Source organism: Marilutibacter spongiae, assembly GCF_014145325.1.
GTDB lineage: Bacteria > Pseudomonadota > Gammaproteobacteria > Xanthomonadales > Xanthomonadaceae > Marilutibacter > Marilutibacter spongiae.
The window spans coordinates 275,665-292,738 of the sequence record NZ_JACHTF010000003.1 but is presented as its reverse complement, the minus strand read 5'-3'; the positions used below and the strand labels follow the sequence as shown (position 1 = coordinate 292,738).

Below are 17,074 nucleotides of genomic sequence, written 5' to 3'. Positions count from 1 at the left end.
CGCGAGGCGGGTCGGCCGGCCGGCGGCCGCGGGCGCGACGCCGCGCGCGGCAGCGGCAATGCCGGTCGCGCGGCGCCACCGCCCAACAACGCGCTGGCCGCGGCCTTCGCCAAGGCCAAGGGCCGCGACTGAGCCCAACCGCCGGGGCGGGCATGCCCGCCCTTCGCGCGGGGTCGTTACCATGGACCTCCCCCCACGCGAGCCCGGTGCCATGGCGTCCGCTTCCCCGCCCCCCTTCCACATCGAGCAGATCGACCACGTCGTGCTGCGGGTCGCCGACCCGGGCGCGATGGAGGCTTTCTACCGCGAGGTGCTTGGCTGCGCGGTCGAGAAGCGGCAGGCCGCGATCGGCCTGTTGCAACTGCGCGCGGGCCGGACCCTGATCGACCTGGTCGACGTCGAGGGCCGGATCGGCCGGCTGGGCGGCGCCGCACCCGGCGCGGGCGGCCGCAACATGGACCACCTGTGCCTGCGGGTGTCGCCCTTCGACCGCGACGCCATCCTCGCCCACCTGACCGCGCACGGCGTGCGCGTGGGCGAATACGGGATCCGCAACGGCGCCGAGGGCGAAGGCCCCTCGCAGTACCTGTTCGACCCGGAGGGCAACATGGTCGAACTCAAGGGACCGGCCGACGTGCCGGCGATCGCCGCCGCGGCGGGCCAGGCCTGATGGCCCCGCGCGAACCCGCCCCCACGATTCATCTCCGCACCCTGGCGCTGCTGCTGGGCGGGCTGGCGATGTTCGGTCCCTTCGCGATCGACACGATCTTCCCCGCCTTCACCGAGATGCGCACCCAGTTCGGCGTCGACAAGGTCGCGATCCAGCAGACCCTGAGCGCCTACCTCGTGGCCTACGCGCTGATGAGCGTCGTGCATGGCCCGCTATCGGACGCCCTGGGCCGGCGACGGGTCATCCTGGGCGGCCTGGTGGTGTTCACCCTGGCGTCGGTCGGCTGCGCGCTGGCTCCCGACCTGCGCACCCTGCTGGTGTTCCGCGTGCTGCAGGGACTCTCGGCGGGCGTGGGCATGATCGTCGGCCGCGCGGTGATCCGCGACGTGCTGCATGGCGACGACGCGCAACGGCTGATGAGCCAGGTCTCGATGATCTTCGGCATCGCCCCGGCGGTCGCGCCGGTCATCGGCGGATGGATCCTGGGCTGGAGCCACTGGCCGGCGATCTTCTGGTTCCTCGTCGCCTTCTCCCTCGCCCTGCTGGTCGGCACCTGGGCGATCCTCCCCGAGACCCACCCGCCCTCGGCGCGGCTGAAGGTCCCGCCGCGCCGCCTGCTGCGCGACTACCTGGCGATCTTCGCCAACCCGCGGTTCCAGCGCCTGGCCGCCGCGGGCGCGTTCAACTTCGCCGCGCTGTTCCTCTACATCGCCTCGGCGCCGGTCTTCGTCATGGAGATCCTGCACCTGCGCGAAGACCAGTTCGGCTGGTTCTTCATCCCGATGATCGGCGGCATGGTCTTCGGCGCGTTCATGTCCGGCCGCGCCGCGGGTCGCATCAGTGGCACCCGGCTGTCGCGCATCGGTTTCGCCTGTTGCGCGGTGGCGGTGCTCGCCAACGTCGCCTACAACCTGTTCGTCGACGCTCCCAGCGTGCCCTGGGCGGTCCTGCCGATGGTGCTCAATGCCTTCGGCATCGCCCTGGTGTTCCCCATCCTGACCCTGGCGATCCTCGACATGTATCCCCGCCAGCGCGGCGCGGCCTCGTCGCTGCAGGCCTTCACCGGCCTGGTCCTGCACTCGCTGGTCGCCGGCCTGGTGTCGCCCCTGCTCAGCGGGCACGCGCTCTGGCTGGCCCTGGGCTCGGCGCTGTTCGCCTGCCTGGGCTGGGCGTTCTGGCGCTGGGAGACCCGCTTGGGCGGCCCGGCGGCGGCGTGTCCGAGCGAACCGGCGGCGCTGGAACCCACCGACCGCCTGTGAGCCCCATCCCGGGCTGAACGGCGTTCGCGGCGCCAGGCGGGTTCCCCTGCACGGCCACCGGACCCGGTATAATCGCCGTGTCCACGCGTGGGAGAAGCGGCCCGTTCCCGGCCGCTGCCGAAGGCGCAAACGCCCGTAATCGCTCAGGCCCAGCACCTCGCGTGGTTCCAAAACTCTGGAGAGACCGACGGTCCGCCAAGGCACAGCCTGGACCGCACGGCGCCGAAGGGGCAAGAAGCGAGGCTTCCAGGAGGCGTCCCCTCCCCCAGCCGCCTGTCGAGGCACGCTTCCAAACTCTCAGGCAAAAGGACAGAGGGGCGCCTATCGCGTGCGGCGACGCACATGGCCCAGACCGATCACCCGGACGCCCCGACATGACGAAGATCCCTTCCCTGCGCGAGCTGGAACACCACGACGCGTTCCTCGAGCGCCACATCGGCCCCAACGACGCCGAGATCGCCCACATGCTCGAGGTGGTCGGCCACGACTCGCTCGACGCGATGACCGACGCCATCGTCCCGGGCTCGATCAAGTCGCCGGCGCCGCTGGCCCTGCCCGAGGCGATCAGCGAAGTCGAGGCGCTCGCGCGCATCCGCGCGATCGCCGACCGCAACCAGGTCTTCCGCAGCTTCATCGGCCAGGGCTACTACGGCACCCACACGCCCAACGTGATCCTGCGCAACATCCTCGAGAACCCGGCCTGGTACACGGCCTACACGCCCTACCAGGCGGAGATCTCGCAGGGCCGGATGGAGGCGCTGATCAACTTCCAGACCATGTGCGCGGACCTCACCGGCATGGAGATCGCCAACGCGTCCCTGCTCGACGAAGCCACCGCCGCAGCCGAGGCCATGACCCTGGCCAAGCGCTCGGCGCGCTCGAAGTCCGAGGTCTTCTTCGTCTCCAGCCGCGTCCACCCGCAGACGCTGGAAGTGCTGCGCACCCGCGCCGAACCGCTGGGCATCGAGCTTCGCGTCGGCGACGAAGCCGACGCCGCCAACGCCGACTGCTTCGGCGTGCTGCTCCAGTACCCGGACACCTTCGGCCAGGTGCACGACTACCGTGCGCTCGCCGATGCCGTGCACCAGCGCAACGGCCTGGTGTGCGTGGCGACCGACCTGCTCGCCCTGACCCTGGTCGCCTCGCCCGGCGAATGGGGCGCCGACATCGTCGTCGGCAACTCCCAGCGTTTCGGCGTGCCCTTCGGCAACGGCGGTCCGCACGCGGCCTTCATGGCCTGTCGCGATGCCTACAAGCGCTCCATGCCCGGCCGCCTGATCGGCGTGTCGATCGACGCCGAGGGCAAGAAGGCCTACCGCCTGACGCTGCAGACCCGCGAGCAGCACATCCGCCGCGAGAAGGCGACCTCCAACATCTGCACCGCGCAGGTGCTGCTCGCGGTGATGGCGAGCATGTACGCGGTGTACCACGGCCCCGAGGGCCTGACCCGCATCGCGCGCCGCGTGCACCGCCTGACCTGCATCCTGGCCGACGCCCTGCGCAACGCCAGCATCGCGGTGACCGGCGACTTCTTCGATACCCTGCATGTCAGCGGCATCGACGCCCGCTCGGTGCACGAGAAGGCCGCGGCGGCCTCGATCAACCTGCGCCAGATCGATGCCACCAGCGTCGGCATCAGCCTGGACGAGACGACCACCCGCGAGGACATCGTCGCCCTCGCCGGCCTGTTCGGCGCGCCGATCGACGTAGACGCGCTCGACGCGCGCGCCACCGATGCGATCCCGGCCGCGCTGCGCCGCGGCAGCGCCTTCCTGACCCACCCGGTGTTCAATACCCACCACAGCGAGCACGAGCTGCTGCGCTACATGCGTGCGCTCGCCGACAAGGACCTGGCGATGGATCGCACCATGATCCCGCTGGGCAGCTGCACCATGAAGCTCAACGCCACCGCCGAGATGATCCCGGTGACCTGGCCCGAGTTCGGCAACATCCATCCGCTCGCGCCCGCCTCGCAGATGCAGGGCTACCAGGCGCTGGTCGACAGCCTGGAAGCCATGCTCGCCGAATGCACCGGCTACGACCGCGTCAGCCTGCAGCCCAACTCCGGTGCGCAGGGCGAGTTCGCCGGCCTGCTCGCGATCCGCGCCTACCACCGCTCGCGCGGCGACGACCAGCGCGACATCTGCCTGATCCCCGAATCCGCGCACGGCACCAACCCGGCGTCCGCGCAGATGTGCGGCATGCAGGTCGTGGTGACCAAGTGCGATGCCAACGGCAACGTCGACCTGGACGACATCCGCGCCAAGGCGGAGAAGTACAGCGACCGACTGGCCGCGCTCATGATCACCTACCCCTCCACGCACGGCGTGTTCGAGGAGGACGTGGTCGCGATCTGCGACATCGTCCACGCGCACGGCGGCCAGGTGTACACCGACGGCGCCAACATGAACGCGCTGGTCGGCCTGGCCAAGCCGGGCAAGTGGGGCTCGGACGTGTCGCACCTCAACCTGCACAAGACCTTCTGCATCCCGCACGGCGGCGGCGGCCCCGGCGTCGGCCCCTGCGCGGTGAAGGCGCACCTGGCACCCTTCCTGCCGCGCGGCTTCGGCGAGCCGGCCGCGGCCGACGGCAACGACGTGGGCATGGTCAGCGCCGCGACCTGGGGCAGCGCCAGCATCCTGCCGATCAGCTGGATGTACGTCACGCTGATGGGCCGCCAGGGCCTGCGCAAGGCCACCCAGGTCGCCCTGCTCAACGCCAACTACGTGGCCAAGCGCCTGGCGCCGCACTACGAGACCCTCTACACCGGTCGCAACGGGCTGGTCGCGCATGAGTGCATCCTCGACCTGCGCCCGCTCAAGGACGCCACCGGCATCTCCGCCGAGGACGTCGCCAAGCGCCTGATCGACTTCGGCTTCCATGCCCCGACCCTGAGCTTCCCGGTCGCCGGCACCCTGATGGTGGAGCCGACCGAGAGCGAATCCCAGCACGAGCTGGATCGCTTCGTCGACGCGATGATCGAGATCCGCGAGGAAATCCGCGCGATCGAGGACGGCCGCCTGGAACGCGAGGACAACCCGCTGCGCAACGCACCGCACACCGCGACCATGGTCGCCGGCAGCGAGTGGACCCACGCCTACCCGCGCGAGCTGGCCGCGTTCCCGCTCGCGGTGCTCCGGCAGCAGAAGTACTGGCCCCCGGTCGCGCGCGTCGACAACGTGTTCGGCGACAAGAACGTGATGTGCTCGTGCATCCCGATCAGCGAGTTCAAGGACGAAGAAGACGCCATCGAGGCCTGATTTTCCGTCCTTTCAGCATGCCTGGGGGCCCCGTTCGCGGGGCCTCCTGCGTTTGCGGCGCATGCGCGGCGGCGCCTACAGCTGCGACTTGATCGGCAGCACCACCGTTTCCATCAGCTTCTCCCGCCAGGGGCGCGTGGCCCAGCTCTCGAAGTTGTACTCATGGGTCGACTGCAGGTCGTGTTCGAAGATCTCGGTCATGCGATACGCGAAGGCGGGATCGTAGACGTTGAGGCTGGCTTCGTCGTTGAGGCGGAACGAACGCAGGTCGAAGTTCGTCGAACCCACCGAGACCAGGCTCCGGTCCACGATCAGCATCTTGTTGTGGAACATGGTCGGCTCGTATTCGTGGATCTCGACGCCGGCCAGCAGCAACTCGCCCCAGTGCGCCTTCGACGCGAGGCGGACGATGTCCGAATCGATGTGCTTGCCGGGCACGATCACGCGCACCCGAACGCCGCGCTTGCGCGCCGCGACCAGCGCCTGGATCGCGAGGGGATCCGGGACGAAATACGACGCCGCCAGGTCGATGCTCTTCTCCGCAGCGGCGATCGACATGAGGTACATCAGGTGCATGCTCTCGCTACCGCCCGCGGGCGACGCGACGAACACGTGCGCGGGCTGTTCGCCCACCGGCGACAGCGCCGGGAAGAACTCCTCGCCATTGAGGACCACGCCGGTGCTCTTGATCCAGTTGTCGTTGAACGCCGCCTGCATCTGCGCGACGGCCGGCCCCTCGATCCGGAAGTGCATGTCGCGCCAGTGCTCGGCGTCCTGCGCATGGCCCTCCCAGGGATCGGCGATGCCGACGCCACCGGTGAAGCCCACCTTGCCGTCCACCACCAGCAGCTTGCGGTGGGTACGGTTGTTCATGCGGCCCAGGTTGTACCACTTCAGTGGCCGGTAACGCACGACCTGCACGCCGGCCGCCTCCATCCGCTCGAGCAGGCTGCCGTCCATCTTCGCGCTGCCGACCCAGTCGATCATCATGCGCACCTTGACGCCCGCCTTCGCGCGCTCGGACAAGGCGTCGGCAAAGCGGTTGCCGACCTCGCCTGACCAGTAGATGTAGGTCTCGAAGGTGATCGTGCGCTGCGCCGACGCGATGGCTCCCAGCATCGCCGGGAATATCTCCTCCCCGTTGTTGAGCGCCGTCACCCGGTTGCCCGGCAGGATCGACGGCCCCAGCAGCACCGACATCTCGCGCTTGAACTCGGGATCCGAGACTGCGTAGTGGTGCGCCACGCGGCGCTCGAGCGCCTTCTCGGGCGTGGCGAAGTTCATCCACACCACCACCGCGACGACGGTCGCGGCAATGGTGGCCAATACGGTCCAGGCCAGTCGTTTCTTCCATCGGGTCATGGTCTCGGGCGCCCCTGTCGCCAGAAGTTGAGGATCACGGTGGCCGCGCCACCTCGAGGCGTCCATGCACGCGAGGCCACCGCGCCCGGCGCGGGTGCCTGCGACGGACGGCGTCGGTGGATCAAACGGGTGCGTCCGGCGGTGGTGGACAGTCCTCGAGCATCGCGTCCAGGCGACCGCGCACGTAGGCGACCGGATCCTCCGGAGCATCTTCGATCCGGGCCGCGTTCGCGAGCAGGGCCGACGCCACCGCGGCGAAGGCCGCCTGGAAGGTGGACGCCTCGGCGAACTCCACGCGCAACTGCGGCAGGCGCTGCGCCACGGCATCGCAACGGCGCACGAGGCCGGGGAAATCGCGGGCGACTTCGGGCAGGTCCATCAGCGCCCGTCCATGCCGGCGCCTGGACGCATGCGGCCGGCCCCTGCAGTCGCCGTTGGCCCGCATTCGCGGGTCGGCCGATCGGCACGCAGGCTGGCGGGGACGTGTGCGATATCGGTCATCGGCACAGTGTCGGGCTTGCGACGGCTTCGCGCCGTGAAGGCCTTGCAGGCCCCGCCGCCCGAATCGCCCGCCATCGGGTTCAGCCTCATGGGCGTGCGCTGAACGCGCCCGCATGGGAAACGCGAGCTTCGCCTCGTGTTGCCGCGTGCTTAATGCGCGCGGTGGGATGGTCGGGGCATGCGTCGACACACACCGACGCCGGCCCTTGTCCGCCCCACCCCAACAGGAGCACACCATGCCGTACTCGAGCATCAGCGACCTGCCCGACAGCGTCCGGGACCATACGCCCAAGCATGCCCAGGAAATCTACAAGGAGGCCTACAACAGCGCCTGGGACCAGTACAAGGATCCCGACGAGCGTCGTGGCGACGCCAGCCGCGAGGAGGTCTCGCACCGCGTCGCCTGGGCAGCGGTCAAGGAGAAATACGAGAAGGGAGACGATGGCGACTGGCATGCGAAATGAGGCCTGAACGCACGGGTGCCGACGCCCGCCGCTGTCACCCTGCTCTCATCGGCCGCGCGCGAAAGTGGGGCAGGCGACGGAGCACCGCGGTCGATTGTGATCGCCTCGTTGATCGCCCCTCCGATCGCCCCGTGCGGCCGCACCATCCACGCTCCCCTTATCCCGCCCCCACAAGGAGTCCCCCGTGAAGATCGCAGAAATCATGACCACCGAAGTCGCCCTTGCCGCGCCGGACGAAAGCCTCCAGCGCGCCGCCGACACCATGCTGTCCAAGGACGTCGGCTGCCTGCCTGTCGGCGACAAGGGCAAGCTGGTCGGCATGCTCACCGACCGCGACATCACCATCCGCGGCGTCGCCCGCGGCCTGGGCGCGGACGCGACGGTCAGCCAGGTGATGAACACGCAGGTGCGCTACTGCTACCAGGACCAGGACGTCGACGACGTGGCGCGCAACATGGCCGAACTGCAGGTCAGGCGCCTGCCGGTGGTCAGCCGCGACAAGGACCTGGTCGGGATCGTCTCGCTGGCGGATTTCGCGCACAGCGGCGAAACCCGCTCCGCCGACCAGTTGATGAAGGGCGTCGCCGTCCCGCACCACTGAGCGCTGCCGGCGATTGATCGCCGTGCCCGGGAAGGGGCGTACCGCGCTGTCCCGGCCGGGGGTCGCCTCACCGGCCCTTGCGGGCGGTATCGGCGCCAGCCGGGCGCGACGCACCGCCGGCGGCGGCGTGCCGGCGTTGCTCGAGCCTCAGGTTGCGGCGGTAGATGCACTGGCCGGCGATCGCGGTCAGCAGGAGCGCGGCATTCGTCAGCACGAAGACCGCGTTCCCGATCAATGCGCTGTAGATCGTGAACCCAAGACTGGCGGCCATCTGCCCCAGGAAGAGCCACGAGGACACGCCGTCCGTCCTGCGTTCCCTCCACTGCACGCGAACCTCGCGCCCCAGCGTGGCAAGCAGGATGCCCGACGCGGTCCAGCCGATCAGCTCGACGCCATCCACGGCCCACCTCCCCGCGCTGGACCGCTCAACCCCGTGGCCCGCCCATCACCGGCAGGACGACGCCGCTGATGTACGAGGACATGACCGGCGAGGCCAGGAAGACGTAGGCTGGCGAGATCTCTTCCGGCTGCGCCGGACGTCCCATGTCGCTGTCCTCGCCGAAGTTCGCCACGTCCGCGGCCTCGCGGTCGGCCGGGTTGAGCGGCGTCCACACCGGGCCCGGCGCCACCGCGTTGACGCGGATGCCCCGCGGCAACAGCTGGCTGGCCAGGCTGAGGGTGAAGGCATGGATGGCACCCTTGGTCGCGGCGTAGTCCAGCAGCGCCTTGCTCCCGAACAGGGCAGTCTCCGAGCCGGTGTTGATGATGCTCGCCCCCTGCCCCAGGTGCGGCAGCGCGGCCCGTGCCATGTGGAAGTAGCCGGCGATGTTGGTGCCCAGCGTTTCCTCCAGCTGCGCGTCGCCCAGGTCCTCCAGCCGTTCCACGTGCTGCTGGAACGCGGCGTTGTTGACCAGGATATCCAGGCCGCCGAGTTGCCGGGCGGCCTTGTCGACGGCGCGCTTGCAGAAGCGGCTGTCCTTGACGTCGCCGGAATGCAGGTGGCACGCGCGACCCTCGGCCCGGACCGCCTCCGCGGTGTCGCGTGCGTCGGCGTGCTCGTCGAGGTAGAAGACCGCGACGTCCGCGCCCTCCCGCGCGAACAGCACCGCGACCGCGCGACCGATGCCGGAGTCGCCGCCGGTGACGATGGCCTTCAGGCCCTCGAGCTTGCCGCTGCCGCGGTAGTCGGGCGCGCGGAAACGGGGGGCCAGGGCCAGGGCCTGCTCCAGGCCGGGCTTGTCCAGGTGCTGGGCGGGCATCGGCGGTTCGGGCTGGCGTCTCGCCCCTGCCTGGACCGCGGCATCTTCACTCGGCCGGGCGGCATGCGCGGACCGGTTGGCCTTGCGCGCTTTCTCCTGCAGCCCGCGCTGCCGGCGTGCGACCGCTTGGGCGGTACGCGATGCGGGATCGGCGGCTGCTTTCACCGCGGCCGTGCCCGGGGCCTTCTTCTTGCGCGCCGCCTTCGTGGCGGTCTTCGCCTTCGGTTTCACCTTTGCTCCCGGGTCCGGGGCGCGGGTTTTCGTGGCGCTCTTTCTGCTTGCCATGGTGCCTCCTTGGACGCGTCGTTCGGATGTTCGGCTGCTCAACGGCACCGTCTAGCCAGGCGGTCGCTCCTCCCGGCGCGGCGCGCGACGGTCGCCGAAGAATGCGCTGGCGACGATCGCGATGCCCATGCCCGCCGCCAGCAGGAACAGCAACAGCGCGATGGCCGGATAGCCCCACAGCATCGGCCCCACGCGCACGTCCATCATCATCGACGACGCGAGTATCAGGGCCGCGGTGATCGCGCCGGCGCAGATCCGGTTGGCGATCTTCTGCAGGTTCTCCATCAGGTGCGACTCTTCCAGGCCGGTCATGCGCACCTGCATGCGGTTCTCCGCCAGCAGCGACAGGATGTCGGTCAGCCGGCGCGGGCCATCGCGGAGCAGGGCCTGGATCTCCATCATCTCGGCCGCGAGGTTGGGCGAGGACAGCGACTTGCGCAGCCGCGCCTTCATGACGTGCTGCAGGTGGTCCTCGACCAGGGCCTGGGTGTCGAGCTCGGGCGAAAGCTGCCGGCACACCGCGTCGAGGTTGAACAGCGTCTTGCCCAGCAGGCTCAGCTCGGGCGGCGTGCGCAGGCCGGTGGACGCGGAGATGCGCACCATCTCAAGGACCACGCGCCCTTCCGACATCGACCCGGCATGGGCGGCGTAGCGGCTGATCAGTTGCGCCACCTCGCGCATGAAGCGCGACGGGTCGAAATCCGCCAGCCGCGTGCTCAGGCCGATCAACTCGTCGGCGACCTGCTCGCCACGGCCATCGACGGCCGCGAACAGCAGCTTCATCAAACGGTCGCGCTGGCGCGGCGGGACGTTGGCGACCATGCCCAGGTCGAAGATCGCCAGGCGACCGTCGGCGGTCACGCGCAGGTTGCCCGGATGCGGATCGGCGTGGATCTCGCCATGCACGAACACCTGGTCCAGGTAGGCGCGGACCAGCGCGCGCGCCAGGGGCTCCATCGACTCCTCGGTACGCCGGACGCCGGAGATGCGGCCGACGTGGGTGCCGTCGACGAGTTGCATCGTCAGCACGCGGCGTCGCGTGTAGTCCCACACCGGGCGCGGCACCTCGAGTTCCGGGTACGGCGCCAGGTGATCGCCGAAGCGTTCCAGGTTCTCGGCCTCGGCGACGTAGTCCAGCTCGGCCATCAATGCCTTTCGGAACTCGCCCAGCCAGTCGGCGAAGCGCACGCTGCCACCGACATCCGTCAGGCGGTCGGCGGCGCTCGCCAGGCCGTCGAGCATGTCCAGGTCCGAACGCAGCTGGCGGGCGATGTCGGGCTTCTGCACCTTGACCGCGACCGGCGTGCCGTCGCGCAAGGTCGCGCGATGCACCTGCGCCAGCGAGGCGCAGCCCAACGGGGTTTCCTCGAAGCTCCCGAATGCCTTGCCGATGCGCACGCCCAGTTCTTCCTCGACGGTGCGCTGCACCTGTGCAAAGGGCACGGGCGCCACGTCGTCCTGCATGCGCTCGAGTGCGTTGGCATAGGCCGGCGGCACGATGTCCGGTCGCGTCGACAGCATCTGGCCAAGCTTGATGAAGGTCGGCCCGAGGGCCTCAAGCTCCTTCGCGAACTGCTCCGGCGCCCCCTCCTCGATGTCGCCATCGATATCGCCTGCATCGACGGCAAGGCCCGAGAAAAGGCCGGAATTGCGATGGCGCAACAGGAATCGCACCACCCGCGCCTTGTGCGCCAGGCCGTCGGCGCGGTTGTCGGCCGACGTCCCGTCTGAGTTCGGATCCTGCATTGCCACCGTGCCACCGCGATATGGGAAGACGCCTCATCGTGGCGGCGTCTTCGTCACAAAGCGGTGAAACCCCCGGCATGGGACACGGGCAGGAGACGCCTGCACGGTGCCTCGTGCAGCCGCCGTTCACCTGCCAGGGGTCGCGCGCCCTCAGGGCGCGTGTCGCTGCAGCCAGTCGCTGATGTCGGGCAGCCGCTTGTCGATCACGTCTTGTCGCTGGCGGATGCCTACGATGGCCGTCTCGGTGGCACGCCGCGAGCCCTCCGCGATGTGCGCACGCGCGAACGCTTCGAGCTTGCCGATCATCGCCGGGTCGCGCGAGGCCGCGCCCAGACTCGGGTAGAAGCGTGCGCGCGAAGACGAATCCACGAATGCGTCCACGGTATCGAGATGGGTAGCCGCGTGGTCGAAGACGAGATCGGGATGCTCGGCCGCCGCGATCGAGAGCATCGTGGCGCTGTTCGTCGCTCCGGGCTCGTCGGTCATGGCCATCGCGATGGCGCGCCGCGCAAGGGCGTCGTCGCGCACGCGCGCGAGCAGCAGGTAGTCCTGGTCGCGCACCAGGGCGCTGGTTTCGGTGCGCGCCTGCGCATGCAGCGCGTCCCAGGTGGCGGCGTCGGCGTTGCGCGCGACCAGGCCCAGGACGGTCAGGCGCAGTTCGGCCGGCAGTGCGCCCGGATCGCTGCGGCTGGCCTGGTACCGGCGCCGTACCTCGGCCAGGATCGCCGGGTCGTCCATGCGCCCCAGCGCACCGATCAACGCGGTACGCAGCAGGGTGAGCGGTGCGGCCTCGCGTTCGGCGGCCTCCCAGCCGACGCGCGCGAAGACCGGCGCGAGGGTGGACCGGGCGAACGCGCGGAAGCGTGCTTGCCCGGCCTCGTCGCCCCGGTAGTAGTCGTCGAGCGCATCCAGGTTGCCGGTGACGTCGCGCCACAGGGTCGGATCCGCATCGGCGGGAAGCGCGGCGACCAGGTCGAGGTAGTTCGATGCAGGCTGCAGGCCGGCCATGCCCAGCGCCCAGGTGTCGTTCATGACGCCCAACTGGTCGATGGGCTCCAACGTGCCGAAGGCGCCGGCCAGCGCCGCGAACCCGTCCGCGCCAAGCAGGGAGCGGTAGTAGCCGCTCTGCCCGGCGTTCAGCACCAGCGGCCCGCATCCGGGCAAGCGCAGCGTCGCCTCGCCGTCGACCACCAGGCCGCGGACGTCCGGGTGGCCGACGATCCGGGCGATCACCGGCACCTGCCACGCCAAGGGCGTCTTGTCCGGGCGGTCGCGCGTGAACTCGGCCTGTCGCAGCTCCACCGTGCTGCCGCCGTCGCGACACTGGATCGATTCGACCCGAAGGAGCGGCACGCCGGGCTGGAGCGTGAAGTCATGCGCGATGCGCGTGACCGGCTTGCCGGCAGAAGCCTCGATGGCGCGCCAGAGGTCGTCGGACACCGTGTTGCCATGGGCGTGGGTGCGGATGTAGGCCCGCACGCCTTCGCGCCATGCGTCGCTGCCGACGTAGGCTTCGAGCATGCGGATGACGGCTTCGCCCTTGGAATAGGTGATGGCATCGAACGCCTGGCTGGCCTGCTCCACCGTCTCGACGTGCTGCACGACCGGATGCGTGGTCGCAACGGCGTCGCGCGTCATCGCATGTTCGCGTACCTCCACCGCCGACAACGCGGTGTTCCACTCCGGATGCAGCTTCTCGGTGGTGCGCCCTTCCATCCAGGACGCGAAGCCCTCGTTGAGCCAAAGGTCGTCCCACCAGCTCATCGTCACCAGGTCGCCGAACCACTGGTGCGCGATCTCGTGCGCAGCCGTCGTGAAGATGCCCTGACGGGTGTCCTGGGTGGCGATCACCGGGTCTTCCAGCAAGGCGTACTCGAAGGTGAAGATCGCGCCCCAGTTCTCCATCGCGCTGAAGAAACGGCTGCGTCCGGGCGAGGCCACGTTGTCGAGCTTGGGCAGCGGATACGGCACGCCGAAGTATTGGTTGTATTCGCGCAGCACGTCGGCGGACGACTCCAGCGCGAAACGCGCCTGCGCGGCCTTGCCGGCCTGGGTCACCACGCCGATCTCGACGCCGTCGGCTTCCACGGTGGCGCGATCGAACTGGCCCAGGGAGAAGAACAGCAGGTAGGTCGACATCTTCGGCGACGTGTCGAAACGCACGCGCCGGGTGCCGTCGCCCAGTGCCTGGTCTTCCACCACCGGCATGTTGCTGACCGCCATCTGGTCGGCCGGCACCACCGCGGTGAGACCGAAGGTGGCCTTGTGGTTGGGCTCGTCCCAGGACGGCACGAAGCGGCGTGCATCGGAGTTCTCGAACTGGGTGAACAACGCGCGCCGCGCCCCGTCGGGGGTTTCATAGTCGATCGCGAACAGGCCATTGGCCTGGGTGCCGATCTTGCCCTCATAGGACAGCGCGAGGGTGTATTGGCCCGGCGACAGGGCCTCGGCGAAACGAACCGTGGCGGTCTGCGCCGCCGCGTCGACAAGGACGTCCCCCGGCGCGGCGCGGCCATCGGGCGCAGCGAGCGATGCGCTGGCGAAACGCAGGCCGAGGGCGTTGAAGGTGATCCGGTCGGTGGACTCGAGCACTTCGAGCCTGATCGACACCTGGCCGTCGAACGACAGCGAATCCGCGTGCGGCACGATCTCGATGTCGTAATGCAGCGGACGGACCTCGCGTGGCAGCTGGGTGGTGGCGTCGGCAACGGGCGGCGCGGGCGTGCGTGCCTCCGTCGGCGCGGCGATCGCCGGCAGGGTTGCTGCGGTGGCGAGGACCAGCGAAATGGCGCAGGCGAGCGTACGGCGCATCAGGGCGACCTCGGGGCTTGGTGGAGGGCAGTGGGCCAACATGGCATGCCGCCTGCCGTCCCGACACACCCAGTAGTCACGGCGGACACCGTGCCGCGTCAAAATTCAGGGCGTCGGCGGCCTGATTCGGATTCTGAATCAGCTTATCCGCAAACCGAACTTCCACGGACTGCCGCGATCTGCCAAAGTCGGGGCCGACGGTGGAAGCGGACGAAGCCTCCCCGGCGGCACCCGTCACATGGAATGCGGCGCGACGCCCGATCCCTGCCCTCGCCCTGGAGGCGAAGTGGCTTGTCGAAACCCGTTTGCAAAGGACATGCGATGCGTACCATGCCCGCCTCCCGCCAGATATCGCCCGCGTCCGTCGCGGGCTGCAATGCCCCGGGCGCGCGCCGCGATGTTTCTCTCCTACCCGCCGTGCTCTCCCCCGACGCGGCGGCATTCGACGGCATGAGGCCTCGGGGCCCTCCGGGCCACGGCCTGCCCCACCCCGGGGCCTCGTTCCGTCTTCCTTCCGACGCTGCAGCCAGCGCCGGGGCGTTCGACAGCCGCAGCAATGCGGCTTTTTTCTCGCTTGCCCACTGCATGCCCGCGGCTCGCATGCAGGGGTCCCGTGCTCACGTCGTCGGTTCGGCGGTCGGGCGCCCGGTGTGGGGCGTGTCGATCAGCGCGTCGAGCCGGTAGCCCTGCGCGCGGGCGGTGGCCAGGAAATCCTGCCGTTTGGCCGGCCCCATCGCCGGCTGCCGCGCCAGCAGCCACAGGTAATCGCGATCGGGGCTGCCCACCAGCGCCACGCTGTAATCAGGCTCGATGCGCAATATCCAGTAGTCGCCCCGGGTGAAGGGGATCCAGCGCAGGCCTTCGGGCAGGAAGGTCACCTCCAGGCGGCTGGCATCCCCCGGCGTCGCAAGGCTCGCCTCGCCGATCGACTCCTGCAGCTCCCCATTGCCGTCCAGCGCGCGGTTCTGCACGCGCACCTTTCCGTCGGCCTTGAGGCTGTAGTGGGCGGAGATGTCGGTGTAATCCTCGGGCTCGTGGCGCATCGGCAGGCGGGCGATCTCGAACCACGTGCCAAGGTAGCGATCGAGCTCGAGGCCAGTGACGGTATCGGGCGGCGTGTCGCGGGTCATGGGCGTCCCTTCGTTCAGTGCGATGGCATCGGGACCTCAAGCATCGCCGATGGTAGGTGGAGCGCGAGTGGAGGGCGCGTTCGACGCGGACGTGGCGCGGCGTCCGCGCCCGACGGAACCAAAAAGCCCCGGCCAATGGCCGGGGCGTGTCGCGGTGGGCAAAGCAACGTATTCACCAAGGCAACGTATTCACTGCGCGCCCGGCGCTCTGGCGGCGCCTTGGGCGAACGGCCTCAGCGACCGTCGCGATCGAAGTCGCCCGGCATCCGGCGCTCGATGTAGTGCCAACCGTCACGGGCGGCATCGCGTGCCTCGTTCCATGCCAGGCGCGATTCGGCGCGTGTCTCGGCCCACTCGCGCTCGAGCTTGTCCTCGATGTCGTCGAAGCGCTCGCCCGGGTAGCGGTTGTAGGCCTCGTAGCTGTGGCGGTACGCCGGCTCGTAGTCGCGCCACTCGCGGCGGTCGTCGTAATAGTCGGCCGCCTGGTATCGGCTGCGGAAATGATCCACGTATTCGGTCGGATTGACGGCCTCGGCGACCGCACCGCCGGCCTTGGCGCCAACCACGCCACCGACCACCGCACCCACCGCGCTGCCGACCGGGCCGGCGGCGGAACCGACGACCGCGCCCGTCACCGCGCCGGTGACCGCACCCGTGCCCTCGCCAATGCTGTGGTCTTTCTTGATGTCGCTCATGTTCGTGCTCCTGGGATTCGTGGGGAAAATGAAACGCAGGACCCGACCGTCTTGTCGCGATGTTGTGCTTGTTGTACCGCGCGGCCTCGGGGCACCTGCGAGGTGCACGTTGCGCGGCGCGCGATGAGGCAGCCGTGAATTCGGCGCATGAACGGGATCGGCCGCGCGAATCGGTTGCCGTGCATTCAAGCGGGTGTAGGGCGCGTGCACGAAAGGGCCGCCCCTGGCCATCGGGCATGCGCCCGCACGCGGCCTACGCATGCCCTTGACGGAACCGTCGCTACGCTCCTGGCGAACCGATACTGGAACGACCCGATGAGCGAAACCATCTACGACGCCCTGCGCGAAAGCCACGAGATCCAGCGCTCGCTCCTGCGCAGGCTGCTGCGCTCGAAAGCCGGCAGCCAGGCGCGCATCGACCTGTTCCGCGAACTGCGGATCGAGCTCGAGGCGCACGAGGCCGCGGAGGAACGCTATCTCTACGTTCCGATGCTGATGGAGGACATGGGCCTGGATTCCAGCCGGCATGCGCTGCACGAGCACCACCAGATCGACGAACTCGTCGCCGACGTACAGGCGCTGGATACCGATGGCGATGCATGGCTGGAGAAGGCCCGTGAACTGTCACACGAGGTGCACCACCACCTTCGGGAGGAGGAGAAGAAGTTCTTCCAGGTCTCGGGGAAGATCCTGAGCGACGCACAGAAGACGCGGCTGGCCGGGAAGTACCGCAAGGACTACGCGCGCATGCACCGCAAGCTCGAGGCGGAATAGCGCCCCGCGCACGGCCGCTTCCCGCCGCATTCGCCGTTGACCCGGTGATGCAGCGATGCCGCCGTCCGACTGGCCACGGCGACGGCTTCGCCCCCCGGCGCGGCACGACGGCATGAATGCGTCCGCGCGGCGCCGGCTTGCCCCGGCCAGGGAGACCGCCATGGGAGATCCCGGTAGCAGACCCGTCGCCGACGCGGGCGCACGACGACGGGCCGGGCGCGACCGTCGACTGGCACCGGGCACGCGAGAACGACGTC

14 protein-coding genes and 1 riboswitch are annotated in these 17,074 nt (G+C 69.5%); of the genes, 6 read left to right on the top strand and 8 right to left on the bottom strand.

The window, feature by feature from the left end; translation table 11 throughout:
* The first annotated feature begins 211 nt into the window (after positions 1 to 211).
* The 3 genes from H4F98_RS04635 to gcvP all read left to right on the top strand — a co-directional run bounded on the left by H4F98_RS04635 (position 212) and on the right by gcvP (position 5,189).
* Positions 212 to 670 (top strand): VOC family protein, encoded by a 459-nt coding sequence (locus H4F98_RS04635; protein WP_182685453.1) that lies wholly within the window; start codon positions 212 to 214, stop codon positions 668 to 670.
* The gene (locus H4F98_RS04630) at positions 670 to 1,929 is read left to right on the top strand and encodes a multidrug effflux MFS transporter (protein WP_182685452.1); all 1,260 of its coding nucleotides are present in this window, start codon (positions 670 to 672) and stop codon (positions 1,927 to 1,929) included. The genes H4F98_RS04635 and H4F98_RS04630 overlap by 1 nt, the downstream gene beginning before the upstream one ends.
* A gap of 165 nt (positions 1,930 to 2,094) precedes the next feature.
* Positions 2,095 to 2,252: riboswitch (glycine riboswitch) on the top strand.
* 51 nt (positions 2,253 to 2,303) lie between these two features.
* On the top strand, positions 2,304 to 5,189 hold the full coding sequence (gene gcvP, locus H4F98_RS04625; RefSeq protein ID WP_182685451.1) for an aminomethyl-transferring glycine dehydrogenase: 2,886 nt from the start codon (positions 2,304 to 2,306) through the stop codon (positions 5,187 to 5,189).
* A gap of 75 nt (positions 5,190 to 5,264) precedes the next feature.
* Here gcvP and H4F98_RS04620 read toward each other — a convergent pair whose 3' ends face one another.
* Positions 5,265 to 6,530 (bottom strand): phospholipase D-like domain-containing protein, encoded by a 1,266-nt coding sequence (locus H4F98_RS04620; RefSeq protein ID WP_182685476.1) that lies wholly within the window; start codon positions 6,528 to 6,530, stop codon positions 5,265 to 5,267.
* A 142-nt stretch (positions 6,531 to 6,672) separates the two neighbouring features.
* Positions 6,673 to 6,930: a hypothetical protein gene (locus H4F98_RS04615; protein ID WP_182685450.1), complete on the bottom strand. Its 258-nt coding sequence runs from the start codon at positions 6,928 to 6,930 to the stop codon at positions 6,673 to 6,675.
* A gap of 358 nt (positions 6,931 to 7,288) precedes the next feature.
* On the opposite strand from H4F98_RS04615, the gene chaB reads away from it, so the two are divergent.
* Positions 7,289 to 7,516 carry a putative cation transport regulator ChaB gene (gene chaB / locus H4F98_RS04610; RefSeq protein ID WP_182685449.1) on the top strand — a complete coding sequence of 76 codons (228 nt, stop codon included), beginning with the start codon at positions 7,289 to 7,291 and terminating at the stop codon, positions 7,514 to 7,516.
* 184 nt (positions 7,517 to 7,700) lie between these two features.
* Entirely contained in the window at positions 7,701 to 8,117 is a 417-nt protein-coding gene (locus tag H4F98_RS04605) for a CBS domain-containing protein (protein ID WP_182685448.1), read from the top strand.
* Between the two features lie 67 nt (positions 8,118 to 8,184).
* On the opposite strand, the gene H4F98_RS04600 is transcribed toward H4F98_RS04605, so the two are convergent.
* From H4F98_RS04600 to H4F98_RS04575, 6 genes are all read right to left on the bottom strand, one after another.
* Positions 8,185 to 8,517 (bottom strand): hypothetical protein, encoded by a 333-nt coding sequence (locus H4F98_RS04600; RefSeq protein ID WP_343064728.1) that lies wholly within the window; start codon positions 8,515 to 8,517, stop codon positions 8,185 to 8,187.
* 25 nt (positions 8,518 to 8,542) lie between these two features.
* Entirely contained in the window at positions 8,543 to 9,661 is a 1,119-nt protein-coding gene (locus H4F98_RS04595; protein ID WP_182685447.1) for an SDR family oxidoreductase, read from the bottom strand.
* Positions 9,662 to 9,712: 51 nt separating this feature from the next.
* Complete coding sequence (locus tag H4F98_RS04590; RefSeq protein ID WP_182685446.1) at positions 9,713 to 11,407, bottom strand: ABC1 kinase family protein; 1,695 nt, start codon at positions 11,405 to 11,407, stop codon at positions 9,713 to 9,715.
* Positions 11,408 to 11,557: 150 nt separating this feature from the next.
* Positions 11,558 to 14,218, bottom strand: a complete 2,661-nt coding sequence (locus H4F98_RS04585) for a M1 family metallopeptidase (protein ID WP_182685445.1) — start codon at positions 14,216 to 14,218, stop codon at positions 11,558 to 11,560.
* A 617-nt stretch (positions 14,219 to 14,835) separates the two neighbouring features.
* Positions 14,836 to 15,348 carry a lipocalin family protein gene (locus H4F98_RS04580; RefSeq protein WP_182685444.1) on the bottom strand — a complete coding sequence of 171 codons (513 nt, stop codon included), beginning with the start codon at positions 15,346 to 15,348 and terminating at the stop codon, positions 14,836 to 14,838.
* A 233-nt stretch (positions 15,349 to 15,581) separates the two neighbouring features.
* Complete coding sequence (locus tag H4F98_RS04575; RefSeq protein ID WP_182685443.1) at positions 15,582 to 16,043, bottom strand: glycine zipper family protein; 462 nt, start codon at positions 16,041 to 16,043, stop codon at positions 15,582 to 15,584.
* A 315-nt stretch (positions 16,044 to 16,358) separates the two neighbouring features.
* Between H4F98_RS04575 and H4F98_RS04570 the strand changes: the two genes are divergently transcribed.
* A complete protein-coding gene (locus tag H4F98_RS04570) occupies positions 16,359 to 16,817 on the top strand; it encodes a hemerythrin domain-containing protein (RefSeq protein WP_182685442.1) in 459 nt (152 codons plus the stop codon).
* Positions 16,818 to 17,074 lie beyond the last annotated feature (257 nt).

What these genes read in the sequence shown, in the direction of transcription:
- H4F98_RS04615 (WP_182685450.1), bottom strand. Translation starts at nt 6,930, where the DNA reads ATGGACCTGCCCGAAGTCGCCCGCGATTTCCCCGGCCTCGTGCGCCGT.
- H4F98_RS04585 (WP_182685445.1), bottom strand. Translation starts at nt 14,218, where the DNA reads ATGCGCCGTACGCTCGCCTGCGCCATTTCGCTGGTCCTCGCCACCGCA.
- H4F98_RS04630 (WP_182685452.1), top strand. Translation starts at nt 670, where the DNA reads ATGGCCCCGCGCGAACCCGCCCCCACGATTCATCTCCGCACCCTGGCG.
- H4F98_RS04580 (WP_182685444.1), bottom strand. Translation starts at nt 15,348, where the DNA reads ATGACCCGCGACACGCCGCCCGATACCGTCACTGGCCTCGAGCTCGAT.
- H4F98_RS04595 (WP_182685447.1), bottom strand. Translation starts at nt 9,661, where the DNA reads ATGGCAAGCAGAAAGAGCGCCACGAAAACCCGCGCCCCGGACCCGGGA.
- chaB (WP_182685449.1), top strand. Translation starts at nt 7,289, where the DNA reads ATGCCGTACTCGAGCATCAGCGACCTGCCCGACAGCGTCCGGGACCAT.
- H4F98_RS04635 (WP_182685453.1), top strand. Translation starts at nt 212, where the DNA reads ATGGCGTCCGCTTCCCCGCCCCCCTTCCACATCGAGCAGATCGACCAC.
- H4F98_RS04590 (WP_182685446.1), bottom strand. Translation starts at nt 11,407, where the DNA reads ATGCAGGATCCGAACTCAGACGGGACGTCGGCCGACAACCGCGCCGAC.
- H4F98_RS04575 (WP_182685443.1), bottom strand. Translation starts at nt 16,043, where the DNA reads ATGAGCGACATCAAGAAAGACCACAGCATTGGCGAGGGCACGGGTGCG.
- H4F98_RS04570 (WP_182685442.1), top strand. Translation starts at nt 16,359, where the DNA reads ATGAGCGAAACCATCTACGACGCCCTGCGCGAAAGCCACGAGATCCAG.
- gcvP (WP_182685451.1), top strand. Translation starts at nt 2,304, where the DNA reads ATGACGAAGATCCCTTCCCTGCGCGAGCTGGAACACCACGACGCGTTC.